We start from the raw sequence: 17,048 nt of genomic DNA on the forward strand, positions 1-17,048 counted from the left end.
CTCTGCTGAAAATATTTAGTTTTCTGTTGCACTGGGCTTGAAAAACAGGTGCATTTAGTGACAGATTCAAGCAAATTCGTTTGCATTCTTAATTGATTAACACAGGGAAAATAGATGCCTTGGGAAAATAAAGGTTCTGGCGGCGGCGGCCCGTGGGGCGGTGGCAATAGCGGCGGTGGCGGTGGAGGACAGCGACCACCTGATATCGAAGACATGATTCGCAAGAGTCAGGACCGGGTTAAAGAAATGATCCCAGGTGGTGGTGGATTCAGCGGTAAAGGCTTTGTCTTTATTCTCGCTGTTGTCCTGCTCCTATGGCTTGCATCCGGTTTCTATCGTGTCCAGCCTAACCAACAGGGGGTTGTTCTCCAGTTCGGTAAATGGGTGAATACAACAGAAGCGGGTTTGAATTGGCATTATCCATATCCAATTCAAACAGTCCTCACACCCGAAGTAACAACAATTCATCAGATCGATATTGGGTTCCGCGGAAACAATACAGGTAGTCGTTCGCAAAGCAGAGCTGTTGCTGAAGAGAGTCTGATGCTGACCGGGGATCAGAATATCATTGATATTCACCTGACCCTTCAGTGGAAAATTTCAGACCCTGGACAGTTCCTGTTTAATATTCGTGAACCAGAAGCAACGGTTAAGATTGCTGCTGAATCAGCGCTACGTGAAGTTATCGGGCGTACAGATATTCAACCTGCTCTGACCGAAGCGCGTGATGATATTCAAACGCAGACCCGGATTCTTCTTCAGTCGATCCTTGATGGGTATGAAGCTGGTATCCTGATTACTGAAGTTCAGCTTCAGAACGTTCAGCCTCCAGCGGCTGTGATTGATGCCTTTGATGACGTACAGCGTTCTTTACAGGATAAAGATCGCGCACGTAATGAAGCCGAGAAATATCGTAATGATATTATCCCGCGTGCACGTGGTGAAGCGCAAAGACAAATTCAGGAAGCTGAAGCCTATAAAGAACGTCTTGTGAATGAGGCGACTGGTGAAGCGGATCGTTTCCTTTCTGTTTACCGCGAATACAAACAAAATCCAGAAGTGACCAAGCGACGTATGTATCTTGAAACGATGCAGAAAGTTCTCAAAGAAACCGATAAGGTTATTTTGGGATCAGATCAGGATGGTGTTGTGCCATACCTGCCGCTTGATCAGCTTCGTAAAAATAGCCAATAAGATCGGGAGTTAGTATTATGAATAATAAAATTACTCTCATTGTTGGAGTTGTCGTTGTTGCTGTTGCGTTCCTTACCAGCAGCATGCTTTTCACTGTGGACCAACGCGAACAGGTGATGGTTCTACAGTTTGGTAACCCGATTAAAACGGTTTCTGAGCCTGGCCTAGAATGGAAATTACCATGGCAGGATGTTCAGAGATACGAGAAGCGTGTTCTGAACCTTGATCCGCCAGAAGAGCGTATGATCCTTTCCGATCAGAAGCCTTTGTTGGTTGACGCATTTGCGCGGTATAAAATCGATGACCCGCTACAGTTCTTTAAAACAGTACGGTCAGAAGATGTTGCTCGTACACGGTTGGGAACAATTGTTAATGCCGGTCTGCGTGGTGAACTTGGTAAAGCAACATTGAGTTCAGTGTTATCACCAGAGCGTGATGTATTCATGGCGCGTGTTTTGAAACATGTGAATGAGCAAGCTAGACGTTTTGGTATCGATGTGCTGGATCTTCGTATTCGTCGCGCTGATCTGCCGGTTGAAACCAGTCAAGCTGTGTTCGCCCGTATGAAAACCGAACGTGAAAGAGAAGCGGCAGAGTTCCGTGCGCAAGGTTTTGAGTTGGCGCAGCGGATTAAATCAAGTGCTGATCGTGAGGTGACGGTTCTAACGGCGGAAGCCAAAAAAGAATCTGAAATTCTTCGTGGTCAGGGTGATGCGGCTCTTACAAAGATCTTGAACGATGCCTATGGACAAGATCCAGAGTTCTTCAAATTCTATCGTTCGATGCAGGCCTACGAAGAGGCGTTAGCCACCAAAGGGACCTATATGGTGATTTCACCAGACAGTGATTTCTTTGAATTCTTCTCTGGCGTGAATGCACCAGATAAATCAGCTGAATAAGTTGATTTAATGATTATGAAAGCGGCGGTATCTTTCGGGATATCGCCGCTTTTTTGTGGTAGATAACTTAACAAGTTTTGATGAATAAACAGTGATGTAGAGATGACTGAATTTTTAACGGCTTTAGCGATGGTTCTTGTCATTGAAGGGATTTTTCTATCGCTTTTTCCGCATCGACTACGGCAATTGCTAGAGCTTTTGAACGAGATGTCACCGAGTGCATTGCGTGCAGGCGGGCTTAGTTGTGCGGTTGTTGGCGTTTTTTTGATCTGGATTATCAGATCTGTCTAAAAAGTGTTTCGATGGAGTTGGAGATCAAAGAGGTAATAAAGGGCGAAATGTCACGTGGAAGTCACAATTACGCCCATTTCCTACGACATCGTCAAAGGCAACATAGCTTGAATCTAACTGGTTTAAGCATAAGTATTCGTTACTCGCTAAATGCGACAAGAATAGTTGGAGAAATCTCGAATGATAAAAAGAGCGGATAATACAGGTAACCGTGCTGTGGCGGTGGCGAAGTCCGTAACCGCCAATCAAAATTCACAAAGTTCCCAGAATATACAAAAATGGCTTGTTGGCGTGACCGTTGCTATTGCGATGCTTTCTATGGCTGCGGCGGCGAAGGCCCGTTCAGCGCCGGATAGCTTTGCAGATCTGGCTGAAGAGTTATTGCCGTCGGTTGTGAATATTATTACGACGCAAACCATTGAGCCAAGTGAACAGACCGAGGGGGAGCAGCAGATCCCTCAGGGTGAAAACTTTGAAGAATTTTTCCGGGACTTCTTTGAACGAAGAGGTGGGCGTGGCCCACAGCAACCGCGCCGTGGCGGTGCACAGGGGTCCGGATTTATCATCGATTCAGACGGCCTGATTGTCACGAACCATCATGTGATTGATGGTGCAGATGAAGTGGCTGTTCGTTTGCAGGACGGAACTGTTCTTGATGCTGAGATTATTGGGACAGACCAAAAAACAGATTTGGCTTTGTTAAAGGTCGATACAAAAATTGACCTTCCAGAAACCAAATGGGGTGATTCGAACAAATCCCGGATTGGTGACTGGGTTCTTGCTATTGGTAACCCTTTTGGTCTTGGTGGATCAGTGTCTGCGGGCATCATTTCTGCTCACTCACGTGATATCCGGTCTGGTCCTTATGATAACTTTATCCAGACTGATGCTGCGATCAACCGGGGTAACTCTGGCGGGCCGCTCTTTAATATGGATGGCGAAGTTATTGGTGTTAACTCTGCAATCTATTCCCCGTCAGGTGGTTCAGTTGGTATCGGCTTTTCCATACCTTCGACTATGGCGAAAAATATCATTGAACAACTTGAATCACACGGTGAAGTCAGACGTGGTTGGCTTGGTGTGCACATTCAGACTGTAACAGAAGAACTGGCCGAAGGTCTGCGTCTGGACGAAGCAAGTGGGGCACTGGTTGCCTCTGTTGCCGAAGGTGGTCCAGCTGAGAAAGCTGGTATCAAACAGGGCGATGTTATTCTTGAGTTTAATGGTCGCAAAGTTCCTGAAATGCGCAAGCTTCCTCTGATGGTCGCGGAAACACCGATTGGCCGTGAAGTTGACGTTGTGGTTTGGCGTAAAGGAAAACGTAAAACGGTTCAGGTTGATCTTGGCCAGCTAGATGATGATGTCGTTGCGGCTGTTGCGCCTTCTCAGTCCAAGAAGAAAAACGAGCGCAAAACTAGCAAGGTAGATGACCTTGGTCTTTATCTTGGTAAACTTGATGGAGAAACCAGGCAGCGCTTTAAATTGAACGACAGTGTAAATGGTGTGGTGATCACTGATGTCGTTCCTAATAGTAGCGCAGCCGAGAAGAGCTTGCGCCCAGGTGATGTTATTGTCGAAGTGGATCAGGAAGAAGTATCTGATCCAGGACAGGTGGCATCACTTGTGGGAAAAGCCAAAGACGCCGGCTTCAGGGTTGTTACTCTGTTGGTGTTTAAACAGGGTGAATATTCCTGGGTTGCAATCAAACTTGATTCGTAACCAGAATACTTTTCTCTTGTGAAAAGGGCGTCCCTTTTATTGGGGACGCCCTTTTTAATTGGGGGGGGCGTTTAAGCGAAGTCTTCTTTGCTATAGCCTTGATAATAGAGCAGGGCGAGGTGATCGGTGTGCTTGACCTGATACTCTACAGTGTCCTGTACAATAGGTTTTGCGTGATAGCCAACACCCATGCCAACGGCTGACAACATGGCGAGATCATTGGCACCGTCGCCGACAGCGCAAACATCTTTCAGGGTGAACCCCAGTTTCCGAATAAGATCTTCGGTTGCTTCCAGTTTGGCTTCTCTTCCGAGAATAGGCTCTGTCACTGTGCCGTTCAGTTTACCGTTTTCAATGTTAAGCGTGTTAGCCCGGTCTTCATTGAATTGGCAAAGATCTCTAATTTGAGCTGTGAAAAAGGTAAACCCGCCAGAGACCAGTGCCGTATAGGCACCGTGTTTCCGCATGGTTTTGACAAGAGTGTCTGCGCCCGGGTTTAATTCCATCAAATCAGATATTTCGGTGAGCTCGCTTTCAGGAATATCTTTTAAGAGAGCAACTCGTTCTCTGAGAGATTCTTCAAAATTTAACTCTCCATGCATGGATCGTTCGGTAATTTTGGCTATCTGGTCACCGATTCCATGACGAACGGCTAGCTCATCAATCATTTCCTGACCGATGATGGTCGATTCCATGTCTGCGACAAGCAGCTTCTTGCGGCGATTTGCTGTTTCCTGAACGGCAAAATCAAAAGGACTGCCCAGTACTTCCTGTGCTATCAGGTCCTTGGCTTCTTTAATCCCCAGGTCCGAAAAGAAAATATCGCAAGCTTCCCCGTCTGAGAGCCAATCCTGTTCTTCTAATGATGCGCCATGTTCTGTCAGGCATGTGGAAATTGACTGAACAGTTGCATGATCAAGCAGTGAACTGTTCGGGCGGGCAACAAGGGTGGCAACAAAACGCATTGGGACATGACCTCGGGTCTGATTGTTAGTTCTGATTTGTTTTTGTGGCTCTTCAGATCAGGTTATAGTAGGAACCAGATAGACCTTGTTAAAGCAGAGAAGTCAGACGTGATCAACGATAAGCCTAAAGTAATTGTCATAACGGGACCGACCGCCAGTGGGAAATCAGCTCTTGGTGTCGATGCGGCGCTGGCGCTGGATGGTGAAATCATCAATGCGGACTCTATGCAAATATACAAAGAGCTTGATGTCATCACTGCGCGTCCGGACAAAGCATCTTTAGAAAAAGTTCCCCACCATTTATATGGCACAATCCCCGGTTCTAACAGGTGTTCTGTCGAGCAATGGCGAACTCTGGCTATTGAGGAAATTGATCGTGTCCACGGGCGTGGCAAGATGCCAATTCTTGTTGGTGGGACAGGAATGTATATTCGGGCGCTGGAAAAAGGGATTGCAGAGGTTCCTGATATTCCAGAGGCTATTCGCGAAAAAGGGCGAGCTCTTTTGGCGCAAATCGGTGGAGAGGCTTTTAAAGCGGAACTTTCACTGCTTGACCCTGAAATGGGAGAGAAACTGAACCCGGGTGATAGTCAGAGATTGGCGCGGGCCTGGGAGGTAGTTTCTTATACCGGGAAGTCGCTTTTGCATTGGCAAAGGGAAGCTGAAGGGAAGGTACCGGATTATGATTTTATCCGCTTTGCCTTGGTGCCGCCCCGGGAAGATCTTTACGATAACTGTAACAAACGATTTGAGATTATGCTGGATCAGGGCGGGTTAAAAGAAGTGGAAGACTTGCTCGCTTTATCTCTTGATCCTTCGCTGCCGATTATGAAGGCTTTGGGCGTGCCGGAACTTGCCGAATATATCCAGGGAAAGGCGAGTCTGGAGAGTGCAATTTCGCGTGCGCAGCAAAATACCCGCCGCTATGCAAAAAGGCAGATGACATGGATCAGAACACAATATAATGACGCTAAAATCGTAAATGAGAAATATTCGGAAAGATTATTGGGTGATTTTTTTAATTTTATTCGCCAAAGCGGCTTGACCCCTTCTTGCTAAGAGGCTAGTTTTCGCGCTCGCAACCAAAAAGAAAGGCTAGAGAATCTTGGCCTTTTGCTCCTTTTCTTGTTACAGGCTTTGGAGCTAGGATTGCACATCATTGAAAAGCCAGTTGTTTGAGAGGAATGAAACCAATGGCGACCGAACAGTTTACCGGCGCGGAAATAGTGATCAAAGCCCTGAAAGATCAGGGTGTGGACACCGTGTTTGGCTATCCTGGCGGTGCAGTGCTACCGATTTATGATGCTATCTTCAAACAGAACGACATTAAGCATGTTCTCGTTCGTCAAGAAGGTGGTGCGGTGCACGCAGCGGAAGGATATGCACGATCTACTGGTAAAGTTGGTGTCGTCCTTGTCACATCTGGTCCCGGTGCAACAAATGCTGTGACCGGTTTGACCGATGCTCTTTTGGATTCAATTCCTTTGATCTGTCTTACAGGTCAGGTTCCAACGCACCTTATTGGTAACGATGCGTTTCAGGAGGCTGATACAACGGGTATTACGCGTCCCTGTACAAAGCATAACTATCTGGTTCGTGATATCGAGAGCTTGTCTCGTACAATGCACGAAGCTTTTTATGTGGCGCAAAACGGACGTCCCGGTCCTGTTGTTATTGATCTGCCAAAAGATGTACAGCAAGGCAAAATCGATACGTATCTTGCACCGGAAGATGTGAAACACAGAAGCTATCGCCCGCAAGTTAATGGTGAAGTTGATCACATTAACGAAGCTGTTGAACTAATCGCGAACGCTAAGCGACCAGTTTTTTATGTTGGTGGCGGGGTGATTAACTCTGGATCGTCTGCTTCCACGGTTTTGACTGAGCTTGTTCGTTTAACGGGCGCACCTTGTACAACGACGTTGATGGGACTTGGTGCTTATCCGGGAACAGATAAACAGTTTCTTGGTATGCTTGGTATGCATGGTACCTACGAAGCCAATCTTGCCATGTATAACTGCGATGTCATGATCAATGTTGGCGCACGGTTTGATGACCGGATTACCGGTGTTATCGATGAATTCTCACCGGATTCCAAAAAGATTCACATTGATATTGATGCCAGCTCTATCAACAAGAATGTCATGGTTGATATTCCGATTGTTGGCGATGCCGGACGTGTTGTTGAAGAGATACTTCGGATATGGAAAGAGAAGAAACATTCTCTTGATGCCAAATCGCTAAAAGCATGGTGGTCTCGTATTGATGAGTGGCGCGCGAAAGACTGTCTTGGCTATGTTCAGGATGGACCGATCATCAAGCCTCAGCACGCGATTAAGCGTCTTTATGAACTAACCAAAGATCGTAAGCCTTATATTACGACAGAGGTTGGTCAGCATCAGATGTGGGCTGCACAGTACTTTCATTTTGATGAACCCAAAAAGTGGATGACCTCTGGGGGCTTGGGCACAATGGGCTATGGTCTGCCAGCTGCGGTTGGAGCTCAGCTTGCGCACCGTGAAGATCTGGTGATTGATATTTCCGGAGAAGCTTCCTTCATGATGAACATGCAAGAGTTGGGAACAATTGCCCAGTACAGGCTGCCTGTTAAGATCTTTGTGGTGAATAACCAATGGATGGGAATGGTGCGTCAGTGGCAACAGTTGCTTCATGGTAATCGCCATTCTGAAAGTTACTCTGATGCATTGCCTGATTTTGTCAAACTGGCTGAATCCTTCGGGCTCAAAGGGATGCGTTGTGAAAAAGCGGAAGACCTGGATCAAATGCTTCAGGAAATGATTGATTCCCCTGAGCCGGTTATCTTTGACTGTCAGGTCGCAAAAGAAGAAAACTGTTATCCGATGATTCCATCAGGTGCGGCGCATTACGAAATGTTGCTTGGTCCTGAAGATACTGCTGCGAAGCCAATTTCTGAAGAGGGAATGGTTCTCGTCTGATCGCGGATTGATTTGTTGTTCGCATTGCTTTGTTAAAAGTGTGCGAAATGAATTGTGACAAAAACTATTAGTAGGATATGCGTCCCATGGCGCCGATGGATACAAATATTGAAAGCCGTACGATAGCGGTTCTTGTTGATAACGAACCTGGTGTTCTTGCCAGAGTTATTGGCCTGTTTTCAGGCCGTGGATATAACATTGAAAGCTTGACTGTGACCGAGGTCGATGTCGCGCACGGTCTTTCTAGAATTACAGTCGTAACATCTGGTACTGCCCAGATCTTGGAACAAATTAAAGCCCAGTTAGGGCGTCTTGTTCCTGTTCACCGCGTCCGTGATTTGACAAAGGAAGGGACTTCTGTTGAAAGAGAACTTGCTTTGATCAAGGTTGCAGGTGCTGGTGAGAAGCGTGTTGAGGCTTTGCGGATTGCGGATATTTTCCGTGCCCGTGTTGTTGATTCCAGCCATGATCACTTTGTTTTTGAAATGACAGGCAAAAGTGACAAGCTGGATGTCTTTGTTGATCTAATGCAGCCCTTAGGATTGATTGATGTCAGTCGGACAGGTGTTGTAGCCATTTCCCGCGGGGCAAAGGCGCTCTAGGCGATACAACCCACGAGATTTTCTATTTGATATAGCTATGAATAGCTACAGTAAGGAAGGAATAAGCGATGCGTGTCTATTATGACCGTGATGCGGATGTAAATCTGATTAAAGGTAAGAAGGTTGTAATCGTTGGTTACGGTAGCCAGGGCCATGCCCATGCTAACAACCTGAAAGACAGTGGTGTTAAAGATGTGCGTGTCGCACTTCGTCCAAGCTCTAGCTCAGTTGCAAAAGCTGAAGCCGCTGGTTTCGAAGTTATGGCACCAGCTGATGCAGCTGCCTGGGCAGATGTTGTGATGATCCTGACCCCAGATGAAAATCAGGCTTCTCTATACAATGCTGATCTTGCTGCGAACCTCAAAGAAGGTGCTGCAATTGTTTTTGCACACGGTTTGAATGTTCACTTTAAACTGATTGAGCCACGTGCAGATCTAGATGTATTCATGATCGCGCCTAAAGGCCCAGGTCACACCGTACGTAGTGAATACCTTAAAGGTGGTGGTGTTCCATGCTTGATCGCTGTTCATCAGAATGCTTCTGGTAACGCACAGGAAATTGCCCTTTCTTATGCTTCTGCTATTGGTGGCGGTCGTTCCGGTGTTATTGAGACGACTTTCCGTGAAGAATGTGAAACTGATCTCTTTGGTGAGCAGGTTGTTCTGTGTGGTGGTCTTTGTGACTTGATCAAAGCAGGTTTTGAAACGCTGACCGAAGCTGGTTATGCACCTGAAATGGCTTACTTTGAGTGCTTGCACGAAGTGAAGTTGATTGTGGATCTAATGTATGAAGGTGGCATGGCAAACATGCGTTATTCCATCTCTAATACAGCGGAATTTGGTGACTATGTAACTGGCCCACGTATTATTACTGATGAAACAAAAGCTGAAATGAAGCGTGTTCTTGCTGACATTCAGTCTGGCCGTTTTGTTCAGAAATTTGTTTTGGATTACCAAGCTGGTCAGCCTGAACTGAAAGCAACACGTGGTTTGAATGCCGAGCATCCAATCGAAGAAGTTGGCTCTCGCCTTCGTGCGATGATGCCTTGGATTGGTGCGAACAAGCTTGTTGACAAAGAAAAGAACTAATTTTTCTTTGAGCTTTAAAGAAAAGGCGGGTTTATCCCGCCTTTTTTTATGTTTGATGTGGTTTGTTAACCATCTTTAAAGCTCTTTCTTTGCACGATGTATCCGTGGGGGAATAAACGTAAATTCCGGGTGATAACAAGGAAATCGCGAAAGAGTAAACAAACTGCGATTTTCGGCCTTTCACAAAATGTGAAAAGTGTTATTGTACCCGACCATCGGGACATTCTGTTTCGGGGGGAATTTTGTGACTTTCTCCAAACATTACGGGGCTATGCCTTGCAAAGTGTGCTTTGCAGGAGTATCCCTCGCATAATTGTGTATGACGTTTGAAATTTAGGGATAGCTAATTCATGGTCTCTTTGTTTGGCATGTTTTCTACCGATATGGCCATTGACCTCGGTACCGCCAACACCTTGGTATATGTGAAGGGACGGGGCATTGTCCTCAACGAACCTTCTGTGGTTGCAATCGGTGAGAAAAAAGGCAAGAAACAAGTTCTTGCTGTTGGTGATGAAGCCAAGTTAATGCTTGGTCGTACGCCAGGTAACATCCAAGCTATCAGACCGTTGCGTGATGGTGTTATTGCTGACTTTGATGTCGCAGAAGAAATGATCAAACACTTTATTCACAAAGTGCATGGCCGCCGCTCATTCGCCCGTCCAAGAATTGTTGTTTGTGTTCCTTTTGGATCTACTGCGGTTGAGCGTCGTGCTATTCAGGAATCAGCTGAATCTGCTGGCGCACGCGAAGTTCATCTTGTCGAGGAGCCAATGGCTGCTGCGATTGGCGCCGGACTTCCTGTGACTGAGCCAACCGGTTCTATGGTTGTTGATATTGGTGGTGGTACAACAGAAGTTGCTGTGCTTTCCCTTGGTGGAATTGTTTATTCCAGATCTGTCCGCGTTGGTGGTGACAAGATGGATGAAGCGATTATCGCTTATATCCGTCGTAACCATAACCTTCTTGTAGGTGAAGCATCTGCTGAACGTATCAAGAAGGAAATTGGATCAGCTTGCCCACCTGAAGATGGTGAAGGCATGACAATGGAAATCAAGGGCCGTGATCTTATGAACGGCGTTCCTAAAGAGCTGATTATCTCTGAGCGCCAGATTGCCGAAGCTCTTGCCGAGCCTGTTGGTGGTATTGTTGAGGCTGTTAAGGTTGCTCTGGAGCATACAGCACCAGAGCTTGCTGCTGATATCGTTGATAAGGGTATTGTCTTGACTGGCGGCGGCGGATTGCTGCGTAACCTTGATTATGTTCTCCGAGCTTCAACTGGCTTACCTGTATCCATTGCAGATGACCCTCTTAGCTGTGTTGCTATGGGAACCGGTCGTTGCCTGGAAGACTGGAAAACACTTCAGCACGTTCTCATTCAGATGTATTAACGTCAAATTTGAAATTATTTTGTATTTCTATCAATTTAAAAGTTATTTTTTAACTTTTTGGTGTATAGTATATAGAATATTTTCAAAGGTTTGTGACGATTATCTCATGTTAAATATAACAGGAGCAGAACTTGAATAAGAGGATTGGAGCCATCAGTCATGTGACAACGCCTGTTCAGGCGTGGCTTCACGGTTCTGCTTATGCTGTTTTGATTGTTGTTGCTATCGCATTGATAATTTTGGCGAAAACTGGAAATGTTGGTGTTGAACGTGTGCGTACAGCCGTTGTGGATGGCGTGTCTCCCTTGATGGAAATCGCCAATCGTCCTGTCGTTATGATAAGCGATACGATTGAAACCGCTCAAAACTATGTGGCTCTAAAATCTGAAAATGAAGAACTGCGACGCCAGAATGAAAATCTGCGTCGTTGGCAAATTACAGCTGCCAAGCTGCAAGGCGAGAATGCTTCTCTGCGGGGAATGTTAAATCTTGCGCCGACACGAGCGCCAAATGTAACAACAGCAATGGTGGTTGCTGATCAGGGCGGTTCTTTCGTACGTTCTGTTGTTGTTAATGCCGGTAGTTTGGATGGCATAACAAAAGGTCAAGCCGCAATGACTGGTTTGGGGTTGGCCGGTCGTGTAGCCGAGGTTGGCCGCCATTCTTCTCGTGTCATTCTTTTAACTGATCTGAGTAGTCGTATCCCTGTTTTTGTTGGCGCTTCTAGATCCAGAGCGATCTTGGCAGGAGATAATTCCCCCTCACCATCCTTACTTTATCTTGACGAAGGGACAAATGTGAAGGTTGGGGATGCGATCTATACATCGGGCCAAGGTGGTGGTTTTGTCGCGGGGCTGCCTGTCGGAGTTGTACATTCTTTGACAGATGCTGCAATCAAAGTACGTCCTTATGCTGACTGGGGGCACCTCGAGTTCTTGCGCCTAGAAGACTATGGCCTGAAGCAAAACCTGGATATCCTCTACTCGGATAGCGGGGCCGAGAGACAAAAGTGAACCCGACCTTTTGGCAACGTATTGATGGACTAGCCCGTTCTGCCTGTCCTTTTACGATTACGCTTTTACTTACAATACTTTTTCTTGTTCCCTTACGTATCCCGAATTTGGCAGAGGTTGTTCCCTCTATCCTTTTGATTTCTGTTTTTTATTGGACATTATATCGTCCTGATTTGATGCCAATATGGGCCGTTTTCGGATTGGCTTTTATCCATGATCTTCTGTCAGGTATTTTACTGGGTGTTGGTCCTTTAATTTTACTGTTGTTCTGTTTGGCCTTAAATGGTCAACGTAAGTTTCTTGTTGGTGCTTCTTTTTCTGCCCTTTGGATTAATTTTTTTATTCTCTCCAGCTTGGCTTTTCTGTTTAAGTGGGTCTTAATATATTTATTGGAACCGGGTATTCCTGATTACAGACCAGTGATTTTTCAAAACCTGACGACTGTTGCCGTATACCCCGCTTTTTCATGGATTTTTGCTTTGATTCAGCGAACGTTACTCAAGGATTAGGATTAAGTTTATGCCGATGGTTCACGAAGACCAGGACCGTCATAAAGGTTTTACCCGCAGAATATTGATGCTTTCTTGTGGAAAGGCCGCATTGTTGTCTGCGCTTGTTGGCCGTATGTATTATCTACAGGTTATCGAGGCTGAGAAGTATAAAACCTTGGCAGAAGATAACCGTGTTAATCTACGATTGCTTCCACCAAGACGTGGCAACATTCTTGATCGCTTCGGTGTTGAAGTCGCAAATAATCAGCAAAATTTCCGGGTCGTTGTTGTAAAGGAGCAAACGCCAGATCTTATGGCGACCCTGGACGCGTTGGCGAAACTGATCAAACTTTCTGAGCATGACTACAAACGTATCCTGAGAGATGTAAAACGCAAACGAGGCTTTGTCCCCGTTACTGTTAAGGATAATTTGAGCTGGGATCAGGTCAGTAGTATCGAAGTAAATTCAGCTGATCTGCCAGGAGCGAGTATCGAAGTCGGTGAAACCCGTTTTTATCCTTATGGGGCTAATATGTCTCATATTCTGGGGTACGTAGCAGCCGTTTCTGAAAAAGAACTGACGGGGGATCCTTTACTGGAGCTGCCAGGCTTTCGGATTGGTAAAAGTGGCATAGAGAAGTATCACGATAGTGATATGCGCGGACAGGCCGGGACCAGTGAGTTTGAGGTGAATGCTTATGGCCGTGTAATTCGTGAACTTGCCAGAAATGAAGGCGGTAGCGGTCGTGAGATGATTCTGACGGTTGATGCCGGCTTGCAAACATTTGTCCAACAAAGGCTTATGAGTGAGCTATCTGCAGCAAGTGTTGTGATCGATATTCAGAACGGGGATGTCCTCGCAATGGGCTCTGTGCCTGGGTACGACCCAAGCGCCTTTAATCTGGGTCTTAGCAATAAACAGTGGAATAGCTTGATTACTAACCCCTATACACCGCTTACGAATAAGGCAATTGCAGGTACTTATGCCCCGGGATCAACCTTTAAGATGGTTGTGGCCCTGGCAGCAATGAAGGAGGGCATTGGTGCTTTAAGCCACACAGCCTATTGCCCTGGTTTTATGAAGCTAGGAAATGCGCGGTTCCATTGTTGGAAGCGTGGGGGACACGGTACAGTCAATATGATCGAAGGATTGCAACATTCCTGCGATATCTATTTTTATGATGTCGCGCGACGTATTGGGGTCGATAAAATTGCTGAAATGGCAAACAAATTCGGCCTGGGCGAGAAAGTCGATATTGATTTACCTGGTGAACGCTCAGGTGTTATCCCGACCAAAGCTTGGAAAGAAGCCAATATAGGCGAGCCATGGCAAGGGGGGGAAACTCTTGTTACGTCAATTGGACAGGGCTTTGTCCTCGCCACGCCACTCCAGTTGGGTGTTATGGTGGCTCGGATAGCTGCGGGCGGTAAAAAGGTGATACCTCGTCTTGCTAGAGGGTATAGAGAAGGTGAAAAAACAGTTGCCTATGCTGTTCCCGAATTCGAGGATCTGGGGATCCCCCAAGAGCATATGAAGATGATTTATCAGGGCATGGATGCTGTCTCGAATAATCCTCGCGGTACAGCATATAAATATCGTATCAAAGAAGAAGGCTGGGAGTTGGCCGGTAAGACAGGAACAGCGCAAGTGCGCAGAATTACCCTTGCCGAAAGACAAGCTGGAATTTTCAAGAATGAAGATTTGCCATGGCGACGAAGAGATCACGGCTTGTTTGTAGCCTATGCCCCTGTTGATAACCCTCGTTATGCCTGCGCTGTTATTGTGGAACATGGCGGCGGCTCTAAAAGTGCAGCGCCAATTGCTCGTGATATCTTGCTGGAAACACAAAGAAGAGATCCTGCGCGTACGCCTGCTTTGCCCCTAGAGCAAAGTGCTGAAGTGATAAATTTGGCTGGAGAGTCGTAAATATGGGTCAACAGCCTCATTACCTTGGGCGGCACAATCCGGAAATTACCCTTGGGCAAAAGCTCTGGCAGTTAAACTGGGGAATGATTATCCTCATTTGCATGATCGCCTCAATTGGCTTGGGGATGCTTTATTCTGCTGCAAATGCAAGCTTTGACCCTTGGGCATCGAGACAGGCAATTCGTTTTGCTGTCGGTTTTGTCATGATGATTATCGTAGCTCTGGTGGACATACGATTTTGGTTCCGTGTTAGCTACCTGTTCTATTTTGGAGCCTTGGTTCTCTTGGTGGGGGTCGAGGTCATGGGCAGTGTCGGAATGGGGGCTCAGCGGTGGATTGATCTGAAGTTTATTCAGTTACAACCATCAGAGTTGATGAAAGTTTCCATTGTTTTTGCTTTGGCTCGATACTTTCATGGTGTTTCGCAAGAAGATATCGGGCGAATTACTTTTTTGATCATTCCATTGGTCATGGTTCTTGCGCCTTCTGTACTGGTGCTGCGACAACCTGATTTGGGAACAACTGGTATGTTGATTATGGCATCCGGGGCTGTTTTCTTTTGTGCCGGTGTGCGGCTTTGGAAATTTGCTGTGGTTGTTGTGTCCGGCCTTGCTGCAATCCCTATTGGTTGGCAATTCTTGCATACCTATCAAAAGAACCGTGTTTTGATCTTTTTAAACCCTGAGCAAGATCCCTTGGGTACAGGGTATCATATTCATCAATCCAAAATTGCCTTTGGATCTGGTGGCGTATTTGGAAAAGGGTTTTTACAGGGGTCTCAGAGCCATTTGAATTTCTTACCCGAAAAGCAAACAGATTTTATTTTCACGATGCTTGCCGAAGAGTTTGGTATGGTTGGCGGGCTTGTACTTTTGGGGCTCTATATTCTTTTGATGGTTTATGGTTTGGCAATTTCTTTGCGCTCAAGAAATCAGTTTGGCCGATTATTGGCTATTGGTTTGACTTTTAACCTTTTTCTCTATGTTTTTATTAATATAGCTATGATTATGGGGTTGGTACCTGTTGTTGGCGTTCCATTGCCGCTTATCTCATACGGTGGAACTGTGATGTTGACGGTTATGGTAGGTCTTGGTCTTGTGATGTCAGTGTGGCTTCATAGAGACATCAAGATTTCCCGCCATGGTGTGCACGATGAATAACGTGATGTCTCTATGCTGTACTTACTGAATGCTGATATAGTTGGCGTTTCTATTAAGGCCCCTGTTTAGAGACACCAGTATCCATAGCCGTTATCGAAATTACGATCTCGCCACATTCCTTTCATATCAGCAATTAGACCGTTTGGCTTGATGATCTGTTGGATATTGATGTTTGTTAGTTCTTTATAGCCACTATGGGGCACAGCACCAACTACACAGTCATACGGTACATCGGTTTCAAGAGATGGTTTCAGATCTATATCAAAAAACTGTTTTGCTTCGAGAGGGTCAGCCATGGAATCGTGAACATCTACTTCATGTCCCAGTTCTTTTAAATCATGAATAATATCAGTTATTTTGGTATTTCTTAGATCCGGTACGTCTTCTTTAAAAGTTAACCCTAGGATAAGAGTGCGAGGCTGGCGTAAATTTGGATCTCTTGCCAGTATTGTGTTGTGAATAGCGTTACTTACGGCCTTGCTCATGGCTTCGTTGGTTGTACGGCCTGATAATATAACTTTTGGATCATGTCCTGTAGCAACTGCACAGTGCGCAAGGTAGTAGGGATCCACACCAATACAGTGACCTCCTACAAGCCCAGGTTGGAAGTTCAAGAAATTCCATTTTGTGCCTGCAGCTTCTAAGACATCGTAGACTGAGATACCTAACTTCTGGAAGATAACGGCAATTTCATTTACGAATGCAATGTTGATATCTCGTTGCGCATTCTCAATTACTTTTGCAGCTTCGGCTGTTTTAATATTTTTGGCTAAAAATATTTTGTCACCATTCATTGTGCCATAAATGTTTTTAAGTATTTGAGCTACTTCAGGAGTCTGCCCTGCAACAATTTTTGTGATATTATCGACGGTATGTTCTTTGTCCCCAGGGTTTATGCGTTCGGGGGAATAGCCAAGGAAGAAGTCCTTTCCACATTCCAACCCGGAGCATTGGGCGAGAATAGGGCCGCATATATCTTCTGTTACGCCGGGATAAACGGTACTTTCATAAACAACGATATCACCTTTTTTTAAAAAACGGCCAACTGTTTCAGATGCCATTTTTACAGGGGTGAGATCTGGTGTATTATTGTTATCTACAGGTGTTGGAACAGTAACAATGTGAACGTTGTGACCATTAAGCTCTGCTGTATCGCTTGTCAGATGTAGAGTAGAATTCCGTAAATCAGACGTTTCTATTTCACCTGTACGATCAAAACCTTCTGAAAGTTCGGTGATACGGCTTTGGTTTATATCGAAACCAGTGACTTTATAGTGCTTTGCTAAATGAACTGCCAGCGGAAGACCGACATAGCCTAAGCCAATAATACTTATTGTTGGATTTTCTGTCATAA

Annotated in this window: 15 protein-coding genes; 13 read left to right on the top strand and 2 right to left on the bottom strand. The window is 45.7% G+C overall.

Going from position 1 to position 17,048, the window contains the following annotated elements; genetic code table 11:
* The first annotated feature begins 114 nt into the window (after positions 1-114).
* The 4 genes from hflK to BKB51_RS11865 all read left to right on the top strand — a co-directional run bounded on the left by hflK (position 115) and on the right by BKB51_RS11865 (position 4,103).
* The gene (gene hflK / locus BKB51_RS11850; RefSeq protein ID WP_085901286.1) at positions 115-1,194 is read left to right on the top strand and encodes an FtsH protease activity modulator HflK; all 1,080 of its coding nucleotides are present in this window, start codon (positions 115-117) and stop codon (positions 1,192-1,194) included.
* A gap of 17 nt (positions 1,195-1,211) precedes the next feature.
* Positions 1,212-2,093, top strand: a complete 882-nt coding sequence (hflC, locus tag BKB51_RS11855; RefSeq protein ID WP_085901287.1) for a protease modulator HflC — start codon at positions 1,212-1,214, stop codon at positions 2,091-2,093.
* Positions 2,094-2,195: 102 nt separating this feature from the next.
* A complete protein-coding gene (locus tag BKB51_RS11860; protein ID WP_085901288.1) occupies positions 2,196-2,384 on the top strand; it encodes a DUF2065 domain-containing protein in 189 nt (62 codons plus the stop codon).
* A 180-nt stretch (positions 2,385-2,564) separates the two neighbouring features.
* Complete coding sequence (locus tag BKB51_RS11865; protein ID WP_085901289.1) at positions 2,565-4,103, top strand: DegQ family serine endoprotease; 1,539 nt, start codon at positions 2,565-2,567, stop codon at positions 4,101-4,103.
* 71 nt (positions 4,104-4,174) lie between these two features.
* Here BKB51_RS11865 and serB read toward each other — a convergent pair whose 3' ends face one another.
* Positions 4,175-5,068 (bottom strand): phosphoserine phosphatase SerB, encoded by an 894-nt coding sequence (gene serB / locus BKB51_RS11870; protein ID WP_085901290.1) that lies wholly within the window; start codon positions 5,066-5,068, stop codon positions 4,175-4,177.
* Positions 5,069-5,176: 108 nt separating this feature from the next.
* Here serB and miaA point away from each other — a divergent pair, with 108 nt between their 5' ends.
* The 9 genes from miaA (at position 5,177) to rodA (ending at position 15,694) form a co-directional block, all read left to right on the top strand.
* Positions 5,177-6,127 (top strand): tRNA (adenosine(37)-N6)-dimethylallyltransferase MiaA, encoded by a 951-nt coding sequence (miaA, locus tag BKB51_RS11875; protein WP_218044010.1) that lies wholly within the window; start codon positions 5,177-5,179, stop codon positions 6,125-6,127.
* A 134-nt stretch (positions 6,128-6,261) separates the two neighbouring features.
* Positions 6,262-8,025, top strand: coding sequence for an acetolactate synthase 3 large subunit (locus BKB51_RS11880; RefSeq protein ID WP_085901292.1), 1,764 nt, complete (start codon positions 6,262-6,264; stop codon positions 8,023-8,025).
* Between the two features lie 95 nt (positions 8,026-8,120).
* On the top strand, positions 8,121-8,627 hold the full coding sequence (gene ilvN / locus BKB51_RS11885; protein WP_218044028.1) for an acetolactate synthase small subunit: 507 nt from the start codon (positions 8,121-8,123) through the stop codon (positions 8,625-8,627).
* Positions 8,628-8,695: 68 nt separating this feature from the next.
* Positions 8,696-9,715: a ketol-acid reductoisomerase gene (gene ilvC, locus BKB51_RS11890; protein ID WP_085901294.1), complete on the top strand. Its 1,020-nt coding sequence runs from the start codon at positions 8,696-8,698 to the stop codon at positions 9,713-9,715.
* A 350-nt stretch (positions 9,716-10,065) separates the two neighbouring features.
* Positions 10,066-11,103 carry a rod shape-determining protein gene (locus BKB51_RS11895; protein ID WP_046509031.1) on the top strand — a complete coding sequence of 346 codons (1,038 nt, stop codon included), beginning with the start codon at positions 10,066-10,068 and terminating at the stop codon, positions 11,101-11,103.
* A gap of 131 nt (positions 11,104-11,234) precedes the next feature.
* Positions 11,235-12,116, top strand: coding sequence for a rod shape-determining protein MreC (mreC, locus tag BKB51_RS11900; RefSeq protein ID WP_085901295.1), 882 nt, complete (start codon positions 11,235-11,237; stop codon positions 12,114-12,116).
* Positions 12,113-12,625: a rod shape-determining protein MreD gene (gene mreD / locus BKB51_RS11905; protein ID WP_085901296.1), complete on the top strand. Its 513-nt coding sequence runs from the start codon at positions 12,113-12,115 to the stop codon at positions 12,623-12,625. The genes mreC and mreD overlap by 4 nt, the downstream gene beginning before the upstream one ends.
* 10 nt (positions 12,626-12,635) lie before the next feature.
* The gene (mrdA, locus tag BKB51_RS11910) at positions 12,636-14,534 is read left to right on the top strand and encodes a penicillin-binding protein 2 (RefSeq protein ID WP_085901297.1); all 1,899 of its coding nucleotides are present in this window, start codon (positions 12,636-12,638) and stop codon (positions 14,532-14,534) included.
* Positions 14,535-14,536: 2 nt separating this feature from the next.
* Positions 14,537-15,694 (top strand): rod shape-determining protein RodA, encoded by a 1,158-nt coding sequence (rodA, locus tag BKB51_RS11915; RefSeq protein ID WP_085901298.1) that lies wholly within the window; start codon positions 14,537-14,539, stop codon positions 15,692-15,694.
* A gap of 65 nt (positions 15,695-15,759) precedes the next feature.
* Here rodA and BKB51_RS11920 read toward each other — a convergent pair whose 3' ends face one another.
* Entirely contained in the window at positions 15,760-17,046 is a 1,287-nt protein-coding gene (locus BKB51_RS11920) for a nucleotide sugar dehydrogenase (protein WP_085901299.1), read from the bottom strand.
* Positions 17,047-17,048: the final 2 nt, after the last annotated feature.

It is taken from the genome of Kiloniella majae (assembly GCF_002118315.1).
Classification (GTDB): domain Bacteria; phylum Pseudomonadota; class Alphaproteobacteria; order Kiloniellales; family Kiloniellaceae; genus Kiloniella; species Kiloniella majae.

Bases quoted from the DNA above. Each gene is read 5' to 3' on its own strand.
- BKB51_RS11895 (WP_046509031.1), top strand. From the start codon at position 10,066: ATGGTCTCTTTGTTTGGCATGTTTTCTACCGATATGGCCATTGACCTC.
- hflK (WP_085901286.1), top strand. From the start codon at position 115: ATGCCTTGGGAAAATAAAGGTTCTGGCGGCGGCGGCCCGTGGGGCGGT.
- BKB51_RS11920 (WP_085901299.1), bottom strand. From the start codon at position 17,046: ATGACAGAAAATCCAACAATAAGTATTATTGGCTTAGGCTATGTCGGT.
- serB (WP_085901290.1), bottom strand. From the start codon at position 5,068: ATGCGTTTTGTTGCCACCCTTGTTGCCCGCCCGAACAGTTCACTGCTT.
- BKB51_RS11860 (WP_085901288.1), top strand. From the start codon at position 2,196: ATGACTGAATTTTTAACGGCTTTAGCGATGGTTCTTGTCATTGAAGGG.
- mrdA (WP_085901297.1), top strand. From the start codon at position 12,636: ATGCCGATGGTTCACGAAGACCAGGACCGTCATAAAGGTTTTACCCGC.
- ilvC (WP_085901294.1), top strand. From the start codon at position 8,696: ATGCGTGTCTATTATGACCGTGATGCGGATGTAAATCTGATTAAAGGT.
- ilvN (WP_218044028.1), top strand. From the start codon at position 8,121: ATGGATACAAATATTGAAAGCCGTACGATAGCGGTTCTTGTTGATAAC.
- BKB51_RS11880 (WP_085901292.1), top strand. From the start codon at position 6,262: ATGGCGACCGAACAGTTTACCGGCGCGGAAATAGTGATCAAAGCCCTG.
- BKB51_RS11865 (WP_085901289.1), top strand. From the start codon at position 2,565: ATGATAAAAAGAGCGGATAATACAGGTAACCGTGCTGTGGCGGTGGCG.
- rodA (WP_085901298.1), top strand. From the start codon at position 14,537: ATGGGTCAACAGCCTCATTACCTTGGGCGGCACAATCCGGAAATTACC.
- hflC (WP_085901287.1), top strand. From the start codon at position 1,212: ATGAATAATAAAATTACTCTCATTGTTGGAGTTGTCGTTGTTGCTGTT.